Genomic DNA, 21,038 nt, shown 5'->3' with positions numbered 1-21,038 from the left:
CTTGGCATCGCCAGAGCTTTTAGCTGGAGCTTCACTTTCGGTTTGAGCAGCTGATTCTGCTTGTTGTGCTTTCTTCGCTTTAGCGCGAGCGATAGCTGCAGCATCTTTCTTAGCGTCGCCAGTACTTTCAGCTGGAGCGTCAGATGTTGATTCCGCCTGCTGAGCCTTCTTCGCTTTAGCACGAGCAATGGCCGCAGCGACAGCATCTTTCTTGGCATCGCCAGTACTTTCAGCTGAAGCTTCAGACGCTGATTCCGCTTGTTGAGCTTTCTTTGCTTTAGCGCGAGCAATAGCCGCAGCGACAGCATCTTTCTTAGTATCTCCAGAGTTCTCTGCTGGATTATCCGTTGCAGCTTGTTGTGCCTTACGTTCTCTAGCTTGTCTCTTACGCTCTTCTCGTAACTTAGACATTTCAGAGTTATCAGGTCCGGCGTCGTTTGCTTTTTGAGCTGCAGCTTGTTTCGCTTTTGCCTTAGCAATCGCAGCGGCTACCGCAGGTTTCACTGCTGGTTCTGCATTAGGTGTTTGGTCTACTGTTGTTTTTTGAGCTTTAACGCGAGCAATCGCAGCTGCAATCGCATCATCACCATCGGCTGATTTCATATCTTTACGACGGTTGTCAGCAGCTTTCTTGAAGCGGTTTTCACGTTCTGCTTTGTCACGCTCCATACGAGCGTTTTTCTCTTCGAAACGAATCTTGGCGCGCTCTGCAGCTGTCGCTTCATCTTTTCTTGTTTTGATTTCGGCTTTCGCTTGGCGATAGTACTGAACAAGAGGGATTTCACTTGGGCAGACAAACGCACAAGCACCACATTCAATACAGTCTTTAATATTCAGCTCTTCACACTTATCCAACTCGTTGGCTTTCGCATGCCATTGCAGTTGTTGAGGAAGTAGAGATGCAGGACAAGCTTCAGCACATGCGCTGCAACGAATACATTCCATTTCGTAAGTGCTTGGTGAGATCTCACGACGCGTTGGCGCTAAAATACAGTTCGACGTTTTGGTGATTGGCACATTGGCATGCGGCAAGGTAAAGCCCATCATCGGGCCGCCCAAAATTAAACGCGGCAGTTTTTTATCTGCTTTGTAGCCAAACTCTTCAAGTAACTCATGTACTGGTGTGCCTAATAGCGCCCAAACGTTACGAGGTTGCTTAAAGGTTTTACCAGTTAAAGTCACCACGCGGTTAACCACGGGTTCGCCGTCAATTACCGCTCGCTTAATCGAGTAAAGAGAGCCGACGTTCTGAACCAAAACACCAATGTCTGCAGGAATGCCGCCAGCTGGAACCTCTTTGTTGGTGAGGATCTTGATAAGTTGCTTCTCACCACCAGAAGGGTATTTAGTTGGGATAACACGAATGACGATATCTTTGTCTTTTGCTGCAATCTCAAGTGCTTTTATCGCGTCTGGTTTGTTGTCTTCAATGCCGATAACCGTCAGCTTTGGTTGAAGAATGTGTTCAACCACTTCGATGCCTTTTAATACTTCGTCGGCATGTTCTTGAAGCAACTTGTCATCAGAGGTGATGTAAGGTTCACATTCCGCAGCATTGACGATCAAAATGTCGGTACGACCTAAGCCGGATTGAAGCTTCTTAGCCGTAGGGAAGCCTGCGCCGCCCATGCCTGAAATGCCAGCTTGGCGAATCACATCAAGCAGTTCGTCAGAAGTCTTTGTCGAAAAATCTTCAACTGGATTTTTTTCAATCCAAGTGTCTAAGCCATCAGGTTTAATAACCACGCACATTTCGCTCAAGCCTGAAGGGTGAGCGGTGGTTCGAGGTTCGATAGCGGTAATCACACCCGATGTTGGTGCGTGTACAGGTAACGTAAAACCTGTATCTAAGGCCGTAAGTTGCTGACCTTTTAACACAGTGTCGCCAGCAGCAACCAATAGGTTACCCGGCTTACCGATGTGCTGTTTCACCGGAAGAACGATTTCTTCAGGAAGCCTTGCATGCACGATATCAGTAGTATTCGACTGTTTCTTGTTTTCAGCAGGGTGCACACCGCCTGGGAAGTTCCAAATAGAGCCCGTGCGAATTTGTTCAATTAAAGAGATCATACTAACCCTATGCTTTAGGCTCTGACGCGGTCGCATCAGTTGCTTGGTTAGTGATATCAGTAACAGGAATGATGTTCATCTGCCATTTCCAATTTTCAGTCGTTGTTGCCACTGGAATCATTTCGATACAGTCAGTAGGGCACGGTGCGACACATAGATCACAACCTGTACATTCATCTTTGATTACTGTGTGCAGTGCCTTGGTACCACCAACAATGGCGTCAACAGGGCAGGCTTGAATACACTTGGTACAGCCGATACACATATCTTCATGAATGAAGGCAACGGTTTTTACTTTGTTATCTAAGTCATGAGCGGAGTCTTCAACTTCTACGCCCATTAAATCTGCTAGCTTCTCAATGGTTGCTTGGCCGCCCGGAGGACATTTGTTGATCTTATCTCCGTTAGCGATCGCCTCTGCGTATGGGCGACAGCCAGGGTAGCCACACTGACCACATTGAGTTTGCGGTAAAATGGTGTCGATTTGATCAACGATAGGATCGGCTTCAACTTTAAAACGGATAGAAGCAAAGCCCAAAATAGCGCCAAAAACAGCGGCTAAAACGGCTAGCGCAATGATCGCAATTAAAATGGTACTCATGCTTATTTCACCAACCCAGTAAAGCCCATAAATGCCAGAGACATTAGGCCTGCTGTGATCATCGCAATCGATGCGCCTTTGAATGGCATTGGAACATCAGCAACCGCAATACGTTCACGCATTGCAGCAAATAGGATCAATACAAGAGAGAAACCAACCGCTGCGCCGAAACCATAGATGATCGACTGAATGAAGTTGTGGTTTTCATTGATGTTCAGAAGTGCCACACCTAATACCGCACAGTTGGTGGTGATAAGAGGTAGGAAGATACCCAGCAGGCGATAAAGAGTCGGGCTGGTTTTGTGAACGACCATTTCCGTAAATTGAACAACCACCGCGATAACCAAGATGAAACTCATGGTACGCAGGTATTCAATACCCAGAGGGGTAAGGATGTAGGTTTCTACTAGGTATGCAGAGACCGACGCTAACGTTAGAACGAAAGTCGTCGCGAGGCCCATGCCAATCGCAGTCTCCAGTTTCTTGGAGACTCCCATAAATGGACATAGTCCTAAAAACTTCACTAGCACAAAGTTATTGACCAGCACTGTGCCAACCAACAACAAAAGGTATTCGGTCATAATGGATTAATTCTTGAGATTCCGATCCCGATATTATCCTGCTTTGCTCACCTAATAACAACCAAGGATCACTAGGGATTTAGACACTTGGTGAAAAAATCAACGGGTAACCGTTTGATTAAGATGGATCAGGTTAAGTATAGGTGGGTATTTGCGGGGAATGAAAAATAAGATTAACTCAATGATAACTCATCGAATCAATCCTATTTTCTTCGTTGTAAAAAGTGTCGAGGAACGAAATGACTTAGTCTTTATGAACCTGAGCTTTTTCAATTAATGTTTCGAACAGAGGCTCTGCGCACCAAAATTGGCATAAATAGCTTATGTTCCGGGTGCTCTTTTGGTTCGTCACTTGCGAGTTGCAGAGAGAGCTTAACCGCTTGGTTAGCCATAACTTGGATTGGATAACGAATGGTGGTCAATCTAGGGTAAATGAAGCGAGCAATGTGGCCGTCATCAAAACCAATAACTGACATATCTTCTGGAATACGAACGCCATTTTCTTGTAATAACGCCAAACAGCCTGCTGCCATGTAATCGTTATACGTTGCAATGGCAGTGATATCTGTGTTTTTTGCCATTAAGTTAACCATGGCTTGCTCACCGCCTAGCTCGTCAGGTTCACCATATTCGATATACTCATCGTTTGATTCAATACCGTGATCTTTCAATGCATCCAAATAGCCACCTAAGCGGTCGTGAGCATCTTCAATATCGTGACTCGAGCAGATGTAGCCAATGTGTTTGTGGCCGTTTTTAATCAAATACTCTGTCGCGATGTAAGAGCCGCGACGGTTGTCGAGAGCAATACAGCGGTTTTCGATATCGGGAACAATTCGGTTGATGAGAACCAAGCCGGGCACTTCATTCGCTAGCTTAACCAATTCTTCGTCGCTAATGCCTTTGCTGTGAACGACGAGTGATTCGCAGCGGCTGTTGATAAGCAGGTTAATCGCATTACGCTCTTTGGTGGCGTCATGGTAGCCACTGCCAATCAGTAACTGCTTTTCTTGCTCACTTGCCACGGTATCAATGGCTTTGATCATCGAGCCGAAGAACGGGGCAGAAACATCATTAACCAGTACACCAATCGCGTTTGAAGATTTGCTGACCAATGCACGGGCGTTGGCATTTGGGCGATAGCCGAGTTTTTCCATAGCGGCTTTTACCGCCGCAATTGCGGTTTCACTGGTGTGAGGTGCATTGTTGATTACTCGAGAGGTGGTCGCGATTGATACGCCTGCTTCCTTCGCAACATCTTTAATGGTAGCCATTCCGCTCTCTTATTCTGAATATAATGCTGTGCTAGTGGTTGGACATTTAACAACGGATAGTTAGCCAATTCAAATACTAAACATCAAATATGACGAGGTTTGATGGTTTATTTTTGGTTGGTTGATTTGTTTGAAAATAAAAAGCCAAGCTCTAGATTTGAGCTTGGCTTTTGAGTCACATTGGCGTGTGAACTGTTGTCGTGTGAAGTAAGGTAATCATAGGTAACCCAAAGTAATAGGGAACCAAGTGGCTTTAGAGCAAACCACTTGGCCCGAATCTGCTTACGATGCGCTTGTTAGCGTAACCTGATAACGATATTGATTGTCGGTGAGTTGAAACTCTTGGTGAACACTTGGACTCCAAGAATCATCACCACCAACGCCCATATGTTGGTGATCTACGCGTACATAGATTTTCTCTTCACGAGTTAGGTCATTGGTATGCTTAGCATCCGTTAATTGTTGCTGGCTGTACTGACTCACACTGAATGAAAAATCGCCTTCGATCCCGATATTTCCAACATTCAAGTTTTTGGTTCCGCAACGTAACCCGCTATCGGTTGGGAATATATACGGCGTGTGCATATGATTCAGTGTTTGTTTGTGTAAACCGAATCGAGCAGCGGCCAAACGGTCTGGATAGTTTTCAAAAGGACCTAATCCCTGCCAAGAAACTGGAGTTTCATTGCTTGTTTCGAGTGGTAAAGGCAGTTCCATTTCAAGACCAATGCGCGGCATCGGTGGTAAGTGATCGGCTAAGTTGACATCAATCGCGATATTCATTTCACCTAAGCTATTTAAGGTGTATTGCCATTTTGTAATCGCTTGGATTTGGCCATTAAATTGGTAGGCGAATACTGACGTCACTTGTACTGAGTCTGCGAGTGCTTGCACTACACAACTTGTACACTGACGTTCCCATTGACCAATGCCTGCAAGTTCCCAACGACAAACCCATGCATTTGGGTCGATGTTGTCTATCTCACTGATACCAATATCGTTATCAAGTGGCGCGCGATAGAAGTTATCGACAGGTGCCTTGATAACTTGCGGTTGCCCATCAACGATCCAGTGGGTCAACAATCCACTCTTTGTATCCCATTGCCATTGATGTGTCTCATCTAGACTAGACACGACCACTTTATTGTCTTGCTGATTTAACTTAGGAGCCAAAGCATTTGCAGTGCTAGGGAATTGCAAGCCAGCATGGTTTCGTAAAGCAAATTGCTCCGTCGCACAAACATGGCCTTCTTCTGCCCACTTGGTTGAATGAGTCAGGGTAATATCGGTGTTGAGATGATATTCGGCTTGTGCTTTTGGCGTGAAAGCAAGGTCAATTACCAGGTCTTGTTTACTATCTTCAGCAACGGATAATACTTGTTGCCCTGATTGAATCACGATGCCATTTTCGAGCAATTGCCAGCGTAAGATTTCATTGTCAGTCGCTCGGAACAGGTTTTCATTGGTTACCGTTAGGCGGCATTGATCTTCAGTTTGCTCTGCTAACGTAACATTGATCATTCTCTGGCAGTATTTCGCCTCTTCTAAGGTCGGGTGTACGCTGCGATCTGGGAAGATCAAACCGTTGATGCAGAACTGACGGTCGTTGATGACATCGCCAAAGTCTCCACCGTAGGCCCAGAAGTGTTCACCGTTTTCATCCCATTGGCTTAGTCCTTGGTCAACCCAATCCCAGATGAAACCGCCTTGTAGGCGAGGATATTCTCGGAATGCATCCCAGTAATCATTAAAGCTACCCAAACTGTTACCCATTGCGTGTGCGTATTCACAAAGAATAAGCGGGCGTTGCTCGTTAGGCAGAGAAACCCATTTCTTGATAGACCATTTTGGAACGGCATCGTCTTCGATAGTGCTGTTAACGCGTGCGTACATTGGCGCAATGATATCGGTCGCTGTGGTATTTGAACCACCGCCTTCATACTGTACCGGGCGAGAAGGATCGTACTGTTTCGACCAAGCATACATCGCATTGTGGCTGCTGCCGTGCCCTGACTCGTTGCCCAAAGACCAGATGATGATAGAAGGGTGGTTCTTATCACGCATGACCATTTGCGTATAGCGACTCATATAAGCGTGTGCCCATTGCGGATCCGCAGACAAGCGATTCATAGGCTGCATGCCATGGGTCTCGATGTTCGCTTCATCACACACATATAAACCGTATTCGTCACACAGCTCGTACCATCGTGGGTGGTTAGGGTAGTGAGCGGTGCGCACAGCATTGAAGTTGTACTGCTTCATTAGACAGATATCGCGGATCATGTCTTCTTCTGTCATCACATGCCCCAACTCTGGGTGATGCTCATGACGGTTGACGCCGCGAATCAATAGCGGTTTGCCGTTTAGCTTTAGCTGACCGTCTGTCATTTCGACTTTACGGAATCCAACTTGATAAGCTTCACTTTCTATGTGGTTACCTTGCCTATCAAGCAATGACACGACAATTCGGTAAAGGTTAGGAACTTCTGCGCTCCATTTCTTCGGATCTCGAACATGAAGAGTTTGGAATACCACATCATCGTAGGTGCCACGCTCGTCAATTCGTCGATTATGAGGGCGATCGATAAGCGGTTCAGTCACCGCGTTTTCACCGTCAAACAGTTGAACCTGAACTTTGTAAGTGTCTGGTGCCGTAATTTTGGTGACAATAGACAGTGAACCATCGCGATAGCATGCGTCTAAGTCCGGCGTAACGAACACATCTTCAATGCACTGCTTTGGTTTAGCTAGTAAGGTCACATCACGGAAAATACCGCTTAGCCACCACATATCTTGGTCTTCTAAATAGCTACCATCACACCAACGTATCACCATGACAGAAAGCGTATTGTCGCCAACAGTTAGATACTGAGTTAAGTCGAACTCGGCAGGTAAGCGGCTATCTTGGCTGTAACCAACCCAATTGCCATTACACCAAAGATGAAAAGCGGAATTGACGCCATCAAAGATAATACGTTGGGTGTTCTTTAGGTCATTTTTAGTCAACGTAATTTGAGTGCGGTAACAACCGGTTGGGTTTTCTGCCGGTACAAACGGTGGGTTCACTTCAAATGGGTATTTTACGTTGGCGTAGATAGGTTTATCGTAGCCTTGCATTTGCCAGTTCGATGGTACGGTAATCTCGTCCCATTGTGAGTCATTGAAACTTGTTTCGATAAATTCACCGTCAACTTGTTCAGGTGCATCAAAGTATTTGAACTTCCATTGTCCATTAAGAGATTTACGTTGTGACTCAATGCCGTCTCGAGCGTGCTTAAGGTTGCGGTAGCTTGATAATGGGCTGTGCGCATTAAGGCAGTGGATATTCACAGACTGTGGGTTTTCCCAATCGCGTCTTTGGATGATGTTTGAAAATGCCTTCATGGTATTCCTACTCTTAAAGTGTTCAATATTGGTAATAATTCTATTAAGTCATCGGTCTTTTAAGCCGTGATGACCGTTATCAAATCGTTGGTTATGCGTATTGTTCTGTTGGCTTATTCAGCTATTCAGCTATTCAGCGAGCTGTTTTAATAAATAATCTTTTGCTTCGGGTATGCCCTGTTCGGCCGCTTGATTAGCAATAAATGCAGCTTGTTTGATGTCATTGTTGTTTAGGGCTTGGTCAATGTCTTTTTGGATATTCAGCCATTGCGCCTTTTGATTGGTTTCAATTGTCTGATTTGATGGTTGAGAAACTTGCTTTGAACCTAAGGTTTCGGGTTCATTGTCGGATGAAACACCAAGCTCAGCCAATAGAGTCAAAACCGCACTGTTTGTTGATTTGCTCGCCGTAACATCAATGACACCTACGTTGCTCAACGTCGCAGTCAACGGCAGTTGCTTATTGCCAATAATCTGCTGAGATTCTGAATACAGATCTTCAGGATGAATTCGATTGATGGCGCTATCTAACTTAGTGCTATCGGCGCTGACCACAATAAATTGCGCGTTGTCTCGTTGAGGTTCGAGTGCAATTGATGCTTCAATTCTTTCTAACCCTTGCATCGCTGTCGGGTAGTAAGTGAAGTCGTTAGTACTGTATTGACCAAGCAGTCGCCATTGTTTGTCAAAGACATAAATAGACGGTGCGAATAGCGCATCATTTTTAATGTATGAACGAATGAGTAAGGACAGCGATTCTGTCGTGTCACTGATTTGGTACGCGATGGTCGGAAAGCGTTGGCTATCCGCTTGTGTATTGTCATTTAACAATGAAGAGGAAAGGGTCGGTAAATGACCGTCCATAATCACTTGTTGGTGGAATGGAACAGACAATTGCGTCATTGGCAGCGCACTTAGCTGAGAGCAGCATGCACTCTCATTGAAATCAGTATTAAGTTCCTTTTCAGGTATTCCGCTGCATGCGCTAACTGTGAGTGCCGCGACAATGATCACCAATGATTTTAATTTCATCTGATTGTTACCTTAGTAAAGGGGAAAACATCGGCTTTCCCCGTTAAATTGCTATTCCAGTGTTGAGCGTCAATTCGTTGATTGAACAGACGCTCGGGTGTGGTGGTTTACCACCAAGTCTCTACGTTGAAACCAAAGGTAATCTCGTCAACAGTCTCGGCATTGATGCTTGTTGCCGTTCCATAAGTCTCGTTACCACGATCCCATTCGTTGTTGGATTCAGAGTACGTCGCAAAAATACGAATAGATGGACGAGCCCATACCCCTTTTCCAGCTTGGAACATTTGAGCCACGGTCACTTTATACATATCGTTGGTGCCCGAGCCGTTTTGAGCTTCTACCGTTTCGTAACCCACCTCTAATGCTGTCGACATGTAATCTGTCCAAGCATATTGAGGACGAGCTCCGACACTGAACCACTTCTCACCATCGTTGTTATCTAGGTTTTTGTCTTGATAAGCGATGGAGTACATCACTTGAACATCTTCACTGATATTCAAGTCACCGTGGTTAAATAGGCGCCAGCTAGAACCATCGTGTTCCACACCCGTGCTGTATTTTCTGTTTGATCCACCTTCAGCACTCATTAATCCACCTGCCAACGCATCGGTACCATATTGGAAGGCCAAGGTGTTTGAACCGTAGTTCCAAGCTTGACGGTAAAGAGCAGAGAGCATTGCGCCAGAAGTAGTAATGTCTTTATCGTCGTAGCTTGAGTTCTGCGTGGTTACGTAGTTTAGGCCGAGTGTTAGGTCTGCTGTTTCACTTAGCTCAATGCCACTTAAGCGGGCATCGATGTTATGAAGGCTGCGTCCATCGTCACTTGAAGAGTTTGGTGCCATCCAAGCTAAGTGAGCATCAGCAAAGCCGAGATCCCAATCTTCAATACCAAGACCGGTGCTGGATGTATCCCAGTACTTCACATCTATCATGTGGACTTCGTGGCGACGGTAAAAACGTTCACCTGCCCAAATTTTTGCGTTGGGTTGGCCGTCGATAAGCCCATGGCCTGCTGACCAAAGCTGAATCGTACTCACGTCTCCCCAGCTATCTCCACTGCCTAGATAAATCGTGGTGTCAAAATAGGCGTCATTGTCACGCCATACATCGGCTTTCACTCCCGCTTCCCACCAATTTAGTTCATTACCTAAACGGTAGTTACCGTAACCTTGGCCCGCTCGAATAACGTCGTTGCGTTCTCCTTTGCCGTCGTTATGTTGGTCATTATCGGTGTAGATGTTGCCCCATTTTGCATAACCAAAATACGTTACGTTCTCCACTGCAGCGAAGCTGACTAATGGGGCGAGGGACAGAGTGAATCCTAATGCTTTGACTAGCATTTTTTGTTTCATGAAGTGTCTCCATTATTTTTTATTTATGGATATTTTTATGTTTGAGTCCTAACTCGAGCGAGAGTGTAAATAAACTCTGGAAACGTTTTCATGATGAAGTTGGCATTTTTATGCTATTGATGGGTTTGTGATTATTTTGTGTGATTTTGATCTGATTATTGGGCTTGTATAGGTGTTTTTACGCTAGGTTTTGTGATTTTAAAGTGGAATCGTTTTCTTTACTCAGTGCTATGCGGTGGTTTAGAGGGAGTGATTATGCTGTTGGTTGTCTTGGAATTTGAGGTGAAGCGGGTTTGAGGTACTTTGAGTGTCGGGTTGTTCGAGGGCTTTGAGGAAAAGCAGCCCAGTTAATGATAACTGGGCTCGTGAGACAAGGAAGTAAGTATCAAAGCAAATGCAGCAGCAAGGCTACAAGCATCGTGTTCTGTACCGTCAAGCTGGAATGTAAAAGTTAGGACCCAGAGAGACACTTCATAGATGTACTCGAAGATCTAAGAATACGAGTGTGATGTGATCAGTTCAAGAGGAAATGTATTTTAGCCTATGTGTTAATGGGAACTTTGATTTAATGTACTGAATTTAAAAGATTAAATTGCCATTAATTATCGTTTTATATTGCTTTATTTAGAGTGGAAAGTTCAATTCTACCTAGAGGTAGGCAATATGAGATGGAATGGTGGTCAATCTAAATCTTTGAATTAGGAGCTATTTACCAAAGTTATCAGTCTTGAATATTTACTGGAAACGTTTTCATGATTTCGAGTTTGATCACAGAAACTCTGGGCTTAATAATTATGATACGGGGTAATTAAACGCGTTAAGGTTAAAAAAATGACGAATAAATCCCTAATTGATATTACCGGTCAACACTCGCAACTGATTGTAGAACTTGGCGATTTTGCCGAAATTCTTCATTGGGGAGCTCCCGTTCGTGGTGATTTAGCTAGCTTCCGTGTTTCTCTTGAAAGACCGGTTCCATACGGCCGCCTTGATAATGATGTTGCTATGTCTCTGAGCCCAGAGCTCGGGCGCGGTGTTTTCAGCAGTCCGGCATTAGAAGGGCACCGAGACGGATTGGACTGGGCGCCTGTTTTCTCTATTACGGATGTTCAACAAACACCATCTAGCCTAATCATTGAGAGTGAAGATATACGTGCAGGCTTACGTTTAACAACCGAGTTATGCCTCGATAAACATGATGTTGTGAAATCTCGTCACACCTTAACCAACGTTAAAGCCGGCCTTTATCAGGTGAACCGTCTCGCCAATACTTTGCCATTACCAGCAAGAGCTAATGAGTTGATGACGTACTACGGCCGCTGGGTACATGAGTTCCAAACGGTGCGTCAACCCTTACAGCAAGGGGGCTATCAGCAAGAAAATCGTCGCGGAAGAACGTCTCATGAACATTATCCAGCGATGGTTGTCGGTACCGCTAACTTTAATGAAATGGCAGGTGATGTGTGGGGGATTCACTTCGCTTGGAGTGGTAACCACAGACTGCGCGCGGATGTAAAAGCAGACGGTCGTCGCTACGTGCAAGCGGAAGTTATTTATCTACCGGGTGAGATTACATTGGATGAAGGTGAAAGCTTAACGACACCTTGGTTATATGCCAGTTTCAGTTCGGAAGGCTTAAATGGAATGAGCCATCAGTTCCACTCCCATGTGCGTTGTTCCATCTTGCCGGAGTCTTTCGCACAAAAGCCTCGACCTATCCATCTTAATACTTGGGAAGGCATCTATTTTGACCATGATCCTGATTATATTATGTCGATGGCTAGCCAAGCCGCGGATATGGGAGTAGAGCGTTTTATCATTGACGATGGCTGGTTCAAAGGGCGCTGCGGAGACAAGGCTGCGCTAGGGGATTGGTTCTTAGATGAAGAAAAATACCCAAATGGTTTAGATCCGATAGTTGAGCACGTTAATCAGTTGGGTATGGAGTTTGGATTGTGGTTCGAACCTGAGATGATCAATAAGGATTCTGACTTATACCGAGCCCATCCAGACTGGTTGCTTGCGGTTGACGGCTATGACCAACCAACGGGTCGTAATCAATATGTTATCGATCTTCAGAATCAACAAGCATTCGACTTTTTGTTTGAGCGTCTTGACCACTTCTTAAGTCAGTACAACATTGCTTACATTAAGTGGGATATGAACCGAGAAGTTGTACAACCTGCGCATCTAGGCAGGGCTGCGGCTCATCAACAAACCGCTCGTTATTATGAGTTGGTCGATAAAGTCCGAGAGAAGCACCCAATGGTTGATATTGAATCGTGTGCGGCTGGTGGTGGTCGTATCGATTTTGAGGTTCTTAAGCGTACGCAACGTTTTTGGGCGTCTGATAACAATGACGCTCTGGAAAGACAAACGATTCAGCGTGGGATGAGTTACTTCTTCCCCCCTGAGGTAATGGGAAGCCATATTGGTGCGAGCCACTGCCACAGCACTCGTCGTCGTCATAGTATTGAGTTTCGTGGTCTAACAGCACTGTTTGGTCATATGGGGATTGAATTAGATCCTGTGAAAGAAGTGCAAGAAGAGAAGCAGGGCTTTGAACACTACATCAAGCTACATAAGATGCTGCGCCCGTTACTGCATAGCGGGAGAACTTGGCGAGTTCCAACGGACGATAGTGCCCATCAAATCCATGCGGTCGTCTCCGAAGATGTGTCAGAAGCTGTGGTGATGATTGCACAGCTTGCGATGCCAACCAATTCATTGAGTGGTCATTTGCGTATACCTGGGCTAGATCCACAAAGTTTATACAAGGTATCTGTGATTGATAAACCGTCAAATTACGATGATATTGTGAATTATCAACCGCCATGGACAGAGTCTTGCTGTGAATTATCAGGTGCTTGGTGTGCCGAGGTGGGGCTGACGATGCCAATACTTGACGCAGAAACAGCGATGCTGATTAAGTTTGAACGTATCGAGTAAGTTTTAGCATAGGCTTTATATTTGATGAACCGCGTAGGTGAAATTACGCGGTTTTTTATTGCCTTTAATAAGCCGTCATGAACTATCAAATCAATTTGATGTGCCCGTATAGATTGGAGAACTGTAGGTATTCCCAGCGTGATACTGTACTTATGTAATCGTTCTCATGCGTTATTTCACACAATGAACTGTTTTGAGCACTTTAATTAGCGATATTCTCTATCAATTCGAGGGTTTTATTGTTCGATCTCTCACTTTGGATATTTGACTGAAAACGTTTCCATGGAGTGGTTGTTGATCACAGTATCTGTTCGTTGGAATGGTTACATTAGCATCGGACTTGATACTTGAGTGTTTTAAGAAGCGACCACAGAGTGGCTCTAAAACAGAACTTGAGTGGATAAATTATTATAAATAAAAGGTAAGCGTTTCAACGTCTGTTAGGAGATGAAGTTACGCGCCTGAAGGAAATACTATGTCTGATCAAATTACTCTACAAACCAAATTATCGTATGGACTTGGGGCTTTAGGTAAAGACTTTGCCTGTGCTCCAATCTACATCTTCTTAATGTTTTACTTCACCGATGTTGCTGGGCTGTCAGCGGCATTTGTGGGTACTATCTTTTTGGCCGCGCGCATTGTCGACGCGGTGACCGACCCAATGATGGGCGTTATCGTTGATAACACACGCTCTAAGTTTGGTAAATTCCGTCCTTGGATAGTGATTGGAACCCTGTTAAATGCTGTAGTGCTTGTTGGTCTTTTTAGTACGCATATGTTTGAAGGCACTACGTTATACATTTATGCAGCGGCTGCTTATATTCTGTGGGGCCTTACGTACACTATTATGGACATTCCATATTGGTCTTTGATTCCTGCACTATCGAGCTCTCGTCAAGAACGTGAAAAGCTGGTTGTTTGGCCACGATTATTTGCTAGCTTGGCGTGGTTTATTACGGGTACTTACGGGCTACATATTGTCGGTAAACTGGGTGACGGCGACCAAGGACAAGGTTTCTTCAACGTTGCTATGTTGATTGCTGTGCTGTTCGTGATGAGTGCATTCTTGATTGCTCGCAACGTAAAAGAAAAATCGGCACCAGCAAATGCGAAACCAGCTGAGCGTTTCAGCTTTAAAGATGTAATGGTTATCATTGGTAAGAATGACCAACTAAAAGCACTTATTGGTACCGTATTGTCGTTCCAAATAGCAAACTTGTTGGTGGGTGGTTTTGCGATTTACTACTTCTCTTACGCTTTAGGCAACGCTGACTTGTTCCCCGTTTATATGATGGTGGCAGGTATCGCTGAAGTTGCAGGCGTATTCTTGTTCCCTCGTATTGCATCAGTGTTACCACGCAAACACCTATGGGTTATCGCTTGTGGCTTCCCAGTGCTGTCTTGTACCACTCTACTTATCATGGGCTTTATCGCTCCAGGTAACGCGATTCTAATCGGTATCGCAGGTGCTGCTATCAAGTTTGGTGTGGGTATCGCTAACGCACTGCAAACTGTAATGCTTGCCGATGTTGTTGATTACGGTGAACACAAAACGGGTCGTCGCAGTGAGAGTGTTATCTTCTCTGTTCAAACGATGCTTGTTAAGTTTGCAGGCGCGGCTGGTGGTTTTATTGTTGGTATGGGCTTGTCTGTGGTGGGTTATGTACCAAACGTGGAACAGTCTGACAGCACTATCATGGGACTGCAGTTTATGATGGTAGGTTTACCAGCGATTCTAATGACGGTAAGTGCTCTTGTTTATAAGCGCTACTACCACCTGCATGAAGGGTTTGATAAAGACCAAGCGGGTAACGAGACTCAGACGAATGTTGTTGCAGCAGAAGCATAACCGCTAAAACGACGTCGAATCTAGAATAACGCTCAGTTTAGTCACTAAGCCCAAACGCCTCCTTGTGAGGCGTTTTTTATGGATGTTGGTTAATCAAAGCTGTGCCTGTAGAGCTTTTGTTTCGACTAAAACGCAAAAAGCCGCATCGAATGATGCGGCTTCTTTAAATTTGGCCCCCTTGTCGAGACTTGAACGCGGGCGGCTAGGTTTGTGACATTAACTTGGAACAAGTTAGTCGCAGTTATATACGAAAAGAGCCCAATCTTTCGATTGGGCTCTTTTCTGAATTTGGCTCCCCTTGCAAGACTTGAACTTGCGACATACGGATTAACAGTCCGCCGTTCTACCAACTGAACTAAAGGGGAATTGCTTGTTAGCGACGCGAATTCTAATAATTGTCCGGATTTCTGTCAATAAAAAATATCAGAAAAAAGTAAGATAAAAAACTTTACTTTCTTGAACGCCTTATAGGATTTAGCTTTGCTTTAGTTATCCACCAAAATTGTGGATAAGTGTGTGTGTGAAACTTTAACAACAATAATCGGGATAAATCGAAAAATGTAAAAACCTTATCTAACGTAATGTATTTAAAAGATTTATAGAAAAATGTCGCAATTGTATAACTTTTGTAGATTATAAAACGAACAGTAAAACAAGCGGTATTTTTAGGTTTTTTGGGGAAAAGTAGTGGATTAAAATTCGAGTAATTTAGCTGGGGAAACTTTGCAGGGCACGGATAATACCAAGTTCTAAAAATAAAAGCTATAACTGATCTCTGATCTTAAGATGCATTTCTCTAGATAATTGTTGCAACGACACTCCTCCTAGAGTGACAATGACCTGATTAAAAAAACAGTATGGAAATGGCGACCTATGAGTAAACTCTTTGACTTGGTATCGGACTACAGCCCGTCCGGTGATCAGCCGACAGCGATAACCAAATTATTAGACGGATTAGATTCTGGTTTGGCACATCAAACTCTACTAGGGGTAACGGGCTCAGGTAAAACCTTTACCCTTGCCAACGTCATTTCCCAATCTCAAAGACCTGCGATTCTGTTAGCGCCTAACAAGACATTGGCGGCTCAACTTTACGGTGAGATGAAATCTTTCTTTCCAAACAATGCCGTTGAGTATTTCGTTTCTTACTACGATTACTACCAACCTGAAGCCTACGTTCCAACCACGGACACGTTCATCGAGAAAGATGCGTCTGTGAACGCTCATATCGAACAAATGAGGCTTTCGGCAACCAAAGCCTTATTAGAACGAAAAGACGCCATCATTGTGGCTTCTGTGTCGGCTATCTACGGTCTGGGTGATCCTAAGTCTTATTTGAAGATGATGCTTCATTTGAGTCGTGGCGAGGTGATGGATCAGCGAGACATCCTGCGTCGATTGGCTGAGCTGCAATATTCAAGAAACGATGTCGCCTTTGAACGTGGTCAGTTCCGTGTTCGTGGTGAGGTGATTGATATCTTTCCGGCTGAATCTGACCAAGATGCGGTTCGAATTGAGATGTTCGATGACGAAGTGGACTGCATTAGTATTTTTGATCCTCTGACTGGTGCGGTGAAACAAAGAGACTTGCCGCGCTTTACGGTTTATCCAAAAACTCACTATGTAACGCCAAGAGAAAAAATCCTTGAGGCGATTGAGAACATCAAGGACGAACTGCGCGATCGTGCTCAATACTTAAAAGACAACAATAAGCTTTTGGAAGAGCAGCGTATCTCTCAAAGAACTCAGTTTGATATTGAGATGATGACTGAGCTTGGCTTCTGTTCCGGTATCGAAAACTATTCACGATACTTGAGCGGCCGTGCGGAAGGGGAAGCGCCGCCAACGTTATTTGACTACCTGCCTGATGATGGTTTGCTGATCATCGATGAGTCACACGTGACTGTGCCGCAAATTGGTGCGATGTATAAAGGTGACCGTTCTCGTAAAGAAACCTTGGTCGAGTTTGGTTTTAGACTGCCTTCTGCATTGGATAACCGTCCAATGAAGTTTGAAGAATTTGAGTCTATAGCCCCACAAACGATTTTTGTGTCGGCAACACCAGGTAATTACGAGATTGAAAAATCAGATGGCGAGATTGCTGATCAAGTGGTACGTCCTACTGGTCTGTTAGACCCAATCATCGAAGTAAGACCTGTCGCGACGCAGGTGGATGACTTACTGTCTGAAATCAGAATCCGTTCAGTGAAAGAAGAGCGTGTTTTGGTTACCACGTTGACCAAGAGAATGGCAGAAGACTTAACCGAATACCTAAGTGAGCACGGCGTTAAAGTGCGTTACTTGCACTCGGATATCGATACCGTTGAGCGTGTAGAGATCATCCGAGACCTACGTTTGGGCAAGTTCGATGTGTTAGTGGGCATTAACTTACTTCGTGAAGGTTTGGATATGCCTGAAGTGTCGCTGGTGGCGATTCTTGATGCAGATAAAGAGGGCTTCTTGCGTTCTGAGCGTTCTCTGATTCAAACCATTGGTCGTGCTGCTCGTAACTTGGAAGGTCGAGCAATCCTTTATGGTGATTCGATTACTAAGTCGATGAGAAAAGCGATTGATGAAACCGATCGTCGTCGCGAGAAACAGCAAGCCTACAACGAAGAGCAAGGCATCACTCCGCAAGCGTTGAAACGCAATATCAAAGACATTATGGAACTGGGTGATCTAACCAAGTCGAAGCAGCAGCGCCAATCGAAACAAGTTCCACTATCTAAGGTGGCAGAGCCTTCTGAAAGTTATGCAGTACTTACGCCGCAACAGCTTGATAAAGAGATCAGCAAGCTAGAATCTGCGATGTATCAGCATGCTCAGAATCTGGAATTTGAATTGGCCGCACAGAAGCGTGATGAAATTGATCAGTTAAGAAAGCAGTTTATTACCAACAGCTAATCTCACTTTTCGCTCGAGAATTGATCCCCCTCAACACAAGAATTGAGAGTGTTTCAGACAAAAAAACAGCCAGTAGTAAATGTTCTACTGGCTTACGTTTGTGAACAATCGGTCCACTAACAACGTCAGTTGGCTAGGTGACCCGAAGGTCATTTATACCGTTGCATCGTTCGTGCCAGATAGATAAAACATTGATTGTTTGAAGCAAGTAAAAAAACACACTACAAATACTGTGGCTAATTTGCATAATGCAAAGCGGAATGCGACTATAATAAGAAATGCAAATTATAAATGGCTAGGATATGCAATCAAAAACGCTAGATAACAAATCGAAGTATTTGTTGATGGTAGAGGATACCGCTTCGGTAGCAGCTTTATATCGCTCGTATCTTACACCGCTCGAAATTGATATCAACATTGTCGGCACTGGCCGCGATGCAATCGAGAGTTTGAATCATCGAATCCCAGACCTTATTTTATTAGATCTACGTCTGCCTGATATGACGGGTATGGACGTACTATTTGCTGTAAAACAAAAATACCCTGAAGTTCCAGTTATCTTCATGACGGCTCACGGCTCTATCGATACCGCTGTAGAAGCGATGCGTCATGGCTCTCAAGATTTCCTTATCAAACCGTGTGAAGCCGACCGACTCCGTATTACGGTGAATAATGCGATCCGCAAAGCCACCAAACTTAAAAATAGCTCGGAACACCCGGGAAACCAGAACTACCAAGGTTTTATCGGCAGCAGCCAAACCATGCAGCAGGTTTACCGAACTATCGATTCTGCTGCATCGAGTAAGGCGAGCATTTTCATTACTGGTGAAAGTGGTACCGGTAAAGAGGTATGTGCAGAAGCCATTCATGCGGCGAGTAAGCGTGGCGATAAGCCGTTCATCGCGATTAACTGTGCCGCTATCCCTAAAGACCTGATTGAAAGTGAGCTGTTTGGCCACGTTAAAGGTGCCTTTACCGGTGCTGCGACCGATCGCCAAGGTGCTGCTGAGCTTGCTGATGGTGGAACACTGTTCCTTGATGAACTGTGCGAAATGGACTTAGAGCTGCAAACCAAGCTGCTGCGCTTTATCCAAACCGGTACTTTCCAAAAAGTCGGCTCTTCGAAGATGAAGAGTGTCGACGTTCGTTTTGTGTGTGCGACCAACCGTGACCCTTGGAAAGAAGTACAAGAAGGTCGCTTTAGAGAAGATTTATACTATCGTTTATACGTGATTCCATTGCACTTGCCGCCATTGCGTGAGCGTGGTGAAGATGTCATCGAGATCGCGTATTCTCTGCTAGGCTATATGTCGGTCGAGGAGGGGAAGGCGTTTGTACGTTTTGCTCAGGAAGTACTTGATCGCTTTAATCAATATGAGTGGCCGGGTAACGTTCGTCAGCTACAAAACGTGTTGCGGAACGTGGTGGTTTTGAATAACGGCAAAGAGATTACTCTCAACATGCTTCCACCACCGTTGAACCAACCGATTGAAAACAGTCTGCGATTGAAAGAGAAGCAGAATGAAGACATCACGGTAAAAGATATTTTCCCATTGTGGATCACTGAGAAAACGGCTATCGAGCAGGCCATTAAAGCGTGTGATGGCAACATCCCTCGTGCGGCAGGTTTCTTAGATGTCAGTCCATCGACGATATACCGTAAGTTGCAAACGTGGAATGCGAAGCAGTAATCAACAAACAATAAGAAAATAATAATGACGAAAGTATTAAATCAGCAAAAAGTTGATGAGCTTGCCGGCGAAATAGGCCAAGAGAATGTCCCGGTTTTACTGGAAATCTTTTTAGGTGAGTTGAAAGGCTACTACGAACACCTAGAGATAAATAAAGAGTCGGATACCTCTAAGTACTTGGCTGATATCAGTCATGCGCTTAAGAGCAGCGCAGCAAGCTTTGGTGCGGATTCTTTGTGTAGTTTTGCGATTAGCTTAGACGCAAAAGTGAAGCAAGCGTTGCCTGTAACCGAGATTGATTTTCAAGATATGCAAGACCTCCTGTTATCGACGTACACTGAATATCAGCAGTTGATGACGGACCTTTAAAACAGCGAGTTATTACTGAGATTAAAAAAGGAGCAGCATGCTCCTTTTTTGTTGTTTGTCGCTTGAACCTATGGCTACGCCAACTGGGCTTCAATGGCTTGTTGAAGCTTCACACGGTCGTGTCGCCAATCTCGGTTTGCCGATGCAAGATCTGTGGTCACACAATTCCATTGCACTTCTAGTTCCGGGTGAGGTTCATTGCCTAACACGATGTCTATTTTCCTTGCCTTACAGGTACGTTCACACCACTCCAATTGCTCTTGAAGCGTCATTTTCCCTGCGGGACCGTGCTCTGGTGAAAGGTTTTCAACGAAGATAACTTTTGCCTTGGTGTTCTCAGAGATTGCTTTGCCAATCTCTGGAAGGAGAAGAGGGGGCATCACACTGGTTAAAAAGCTTCCAGGGCCAAGGACAATGCAGTCTGCTTGCTCAACGGCAGCAACGGCTTCTTTGGTTGCTGGCACTTCTGGAGACAAGTCCATCATGCGCAGCTTTTCCGTCATGTCATCAACGTTGGTTTCGCCGGTAACCCAGCGGCCGTCCATTGATAGAGCCGTGAGGTCTGAAGGATGCTCAGTCATCGGCACGATATTGACATCGACCTTGAGCATATTTCGAATCAGGTTAATTGCTTCCAATGGGCGAACGGAAAGGTTGTCTAACGCCGTCAGCATTAGGTTACCCAAGTTATGACCGTCTAGCTCACCTTGACCACGAAAGCGGTATTCGAACATCATCGAACTGATTGAAGGCTCTGTGATTAATTGGTTGATACAGTTGCGTGTATCTCCCCATGCGATGCCACCTTGGCAATCTCTAATACGTCCGGTGGAACCGCCGTTATCTGTCGTTGCAACAATGCCAGTTGCGTTGTTACCAAAGTCTTTTAATGCAGCTAACATGCGACCTAAGCCATGGCCACCGCCGATTGCTACGACTTTCTTTGAAGAGTAAATATTCATTTATTGTTCTTGTTAGGTTA

The 21,038-nt window shown here is 44.8% G+C and carries 13 protein-coding genes and 1 tRNA gene; 5 read left to right on the top strand and 9 right to left on the bottom strand.

Features of this window, described 5'->3' with window-relative positions:
- The 7 genes from rsxC to AB4138_RS04425 form a co-directional block, all read right to left on the bottom strand.
- Positions 1–2,070, bottom strand: a 2,070-nt coding sequence (rsxC, locus tag AB4138_RS04455; protein WP_372305112.1) for an electron transport complex subunit RsxC, incomplete at its 3' end; no start/stop codon positions are given.
- Between the two features lie 7 nt (positions 2,071–2,077).
- Complete coding sequence (gene rsxB / locus AB4138_RS04450; protein ID WP_004734040.1) at positions 2,078–2,671, bottom strand: electron transport complex subunit RsxB; 594 nt, start codon at positions 2,669–2,671, stop codon at positions 2,078–2,080.
- Between the two features lie 2 nt (positions 2,672–2,673).
- Positions 2,674–3,252, bottom strand: a complete 579-nt coding sequence (gene rsxA / locus AB4138_RS04445) for an electron transport complex subunit RsxA (RefSeq protein ID WP_004734039.1) — start codon at positions 3,250–3,252, stop codon at positions 2,674–2,676.
- A gap of 269 nt (positions 3,253–3,521) precedes the next feature.
- Positions 3,522–4,526, bottom strand: a complete 1,005-nt coding sequence (locus AB4138_RS04440) for a substrate-binding domain-containing protein (protein ID WP_086775400.1) — start codon at positions 4,524–4,526, stop codon at positions 3,522–3,524.
- A gap of 282 nt (positions 4,527–4,808) precedes the next feature.
- Complete coding sequence (locus AB4138_RS04435) at positions 4,809–7,910, bottom strand: beta-galactosidase (RefSeq protein ID WP_372305109.1); 3,102 nt, start codon at positions 7,908–7,910, stop codon at positions 4,809–4,811.
- A gap of 129 nt (positions 7,911–8,039) precedes the next feature.
- Positions 8,040–8,942, bottom strand: coding sequence for a MalM family protein (locus AB4138_RS04430; RefSeq protein ID WP_102321135.1), 903 nt, complete (start codon positions 8,940–8,942; stop codon positions 8,040–8,042).
- Positions 8,943–9,049: 107 nt separating this feature from the next.
- Positions 9,050–10,294 (bottom strand): carbohydrate porin, encoded by a 1,245-nt coding sequence (locus AB4138_RS04425; protein ID WP_102321134.1) that lies wholly within the window; start codon positions 10,292–10,294, stop codon positions 9,050–9,052.
- A gap of 831 nt (positions 10,295–11,125) precedes the next feature.
- Here AB4138_RS04425 and AB4138_RS04420 point away from each other — a divergent pair.
- On the top strand, positions 11,126–13,243 hold the full coding sequence (locus tag AB4138_RS04420) for an alpha-galactosidase (protein WP_102321133.1): 2,118 nt from the start codon (positions 11,126–11,128) through the stop codon (positions 13,241–13,243).
- A 475-nt stretch (positions 13,244–13,718) separates the two neighbouring features.
- The gene (gene melB, locus AB4138_RS04415; protein ID WP_372074419.1) at positions 13,719–15,092 is read left to right on the top strand and encodes a melibiose:sodium transporter MelB; all 1,374 of its coding nucleotides are present in this window, start codon (positions 13,719–13,721) and stop codon (positions 15,090–15,092) included.
- A 289-nt stretch (positions 15,093–15,381) separates the two neighbouring features.
- Here the strand turns inward: melB and AB4138_RS04410 are convergent.
- A tRNA-Asn gene (locus tag AB4138_RS04410) sits at positions 15,382–15,457 on the bottom strand.
- 508 nt (positions 15,458–15,965) lie between these two features.
- Here AB4138_RS04410 and uvrB point away from each other — a divergent pair.
- From uvrB to luxU, 3 genes are all read left to right on the top strand, one after another.
- Entirely contained in the window at positions 15,966–17,996 is a 2,031-nt protein-coding gene (uvrB, locus tag AB4138_RS04405) for an excinuclease ABC subunit UvrB (RefSeq protein ID WP_017066592.1), read from the top strand.
- A gap of 302 nt (positions 17,997–18,298) precedes the next feature.
- A complete protein-coding gene (luxO, locus tag AB4138_RS04400) occupies positions 18,299–19,687 on the top strand; it encodes a quorum-sensing sigma-54 dependent transcriptional regulator LuxO (RefSeq protein WP_004734031.1) in 1,389 nt (462 codons plus the stop codon).
- 24 nt (positions 19,688–19,711) lie between these two features.
- Positions 19,712–20,056, top strand: coding sequence for a quorum-sensing phosphorelay protein LuxU (gene luxU / locus AB4138_RS04395; RefSeq protein ID WP_017062179.1), 345 nt, complete (start codon positions 19,712–19,714; stop codon positions 20,054–20,056).
- A 74-nt stretch (positions 20,057–20,130) separates the two neighbouring features.
- Here the strand turns inward: luxU and AB4138_RS04390 are convergent, their stop codons facing one another.
- The gene (locus AB4138_RS04390; RefSeq protein ID WP_017062178.1) at positions 20,131–21,018 is read right to left on the bottom strand and encodes a YvcK family protein; all 888 of its coding nucleotides are present in this window, start codon (positions 21,016–21,018) and stop codon (positions 20,131–20,133) included.
- Positions 21,019–21,038 lie beyond the last annotated feature (20 nt).

This window comes from Vibrio sp. 10N.286.52.C3, assembly GCF_041468865.1.
Lineage (GTDB): Bacteria > Pseudomonadota > Gammaproteobacteria > Enterobacterales > Vibrionaceae > Vibrio > Vibrio crassostreae_C.
Note: the sequence above shows the minus strand (reverse complement) of the source record. Positions and strands in the feature narration are given on the sequence as shown.

What these genes read in the sequence shown, in the direction of transcription:
- AB4138_RS04420 (WP_102321133.1), top strand. Translation starts at nt 11,126, where the DNA reads ATGACGAATAAATCCCTAATTGATATTACCGGTCAACACTCGCAACTG.
- luxO (WP_004734031.1), top strand. Translation starts at nt 18,299, where the DNA reads ATGCAATCAAAAACGCTAGATAACAAATCGAAGTATTTGTTGATGGTA.
- rsxB (WP_004734040.1), bottom strand. Translation starts at nt 2,671, where the DNA reads ATGAGTACCATTTTAATTGCGATCATTGCGCTAGCCGTTTTAGCCGCT.
- AB4138_RS04440 (WP_086775400.1), bottom strand. Translation starts at nt 4,526, where the DNA reads ATGGCTACCATTAAAGATGTTGCGAAGGAAGCAGGCGTATCAATCGCG.
- AB4138_RS04425 (WP_102321134.1), bottom strand. Translation starts at nt 10,294, where the DNA reads ATGAAACAAAAAATGCTAGTCAAAGCATTAGGATTCACTCTGTCCCTC.
- AB4138_RS04430 (WP_102321135.1), bottom strand. Translation starts at nt 8,942, where the DNA reads ATGAAATTAAAATCATTGGTGATCATTGTCGCGGCACTCACAGTTAGC.
- luxU (WP_017062179.1), top strand. Translation starts at nt 19,712, where the DNA reads ATGACGAAAGTATTAAATCAGCAAAAAGTTGATGAGCTTGCCGGCGAA.
- uvrB (WP_017066592.1), top strand. Translation starts at nt 15,966, where the DNA reads ATGAGTAAACTCTTTGACTTGGTATCGGACTACAGCCCGTCCGGTGAT.
- rsxA (WP_004734039.1), bottom strand. Translation starts at nt 3,252, where the DNA reads ATGACCGAATACCTTTTGTTGTTGGTTGGCACAGTGCTGGTCAATAAC.
- AB4138_RS04435 (WP_372305109.1), bottom strand. Translation starts at nt 7,910, where the DNA reads ATGAAGGCATTTTCAAACATCATCCAAAGACGCGATTGGGAAAACCCA.
- melB (WP_372074419.1), top strand. Translation starts at nt 13,719, where the DNA reads ATGTCTGATCAAATTACTCTACAAACCAAATTATCGTATGGACTTGGG.
- AB4138_RS04390 (WP_017062178.1), bottom strand. Translation starts at nt 21,018, where the DNA reads ATGAATATTTACTCTTCAAAGAAAGTCGTAGCAATCGGCGGTGGCCAT.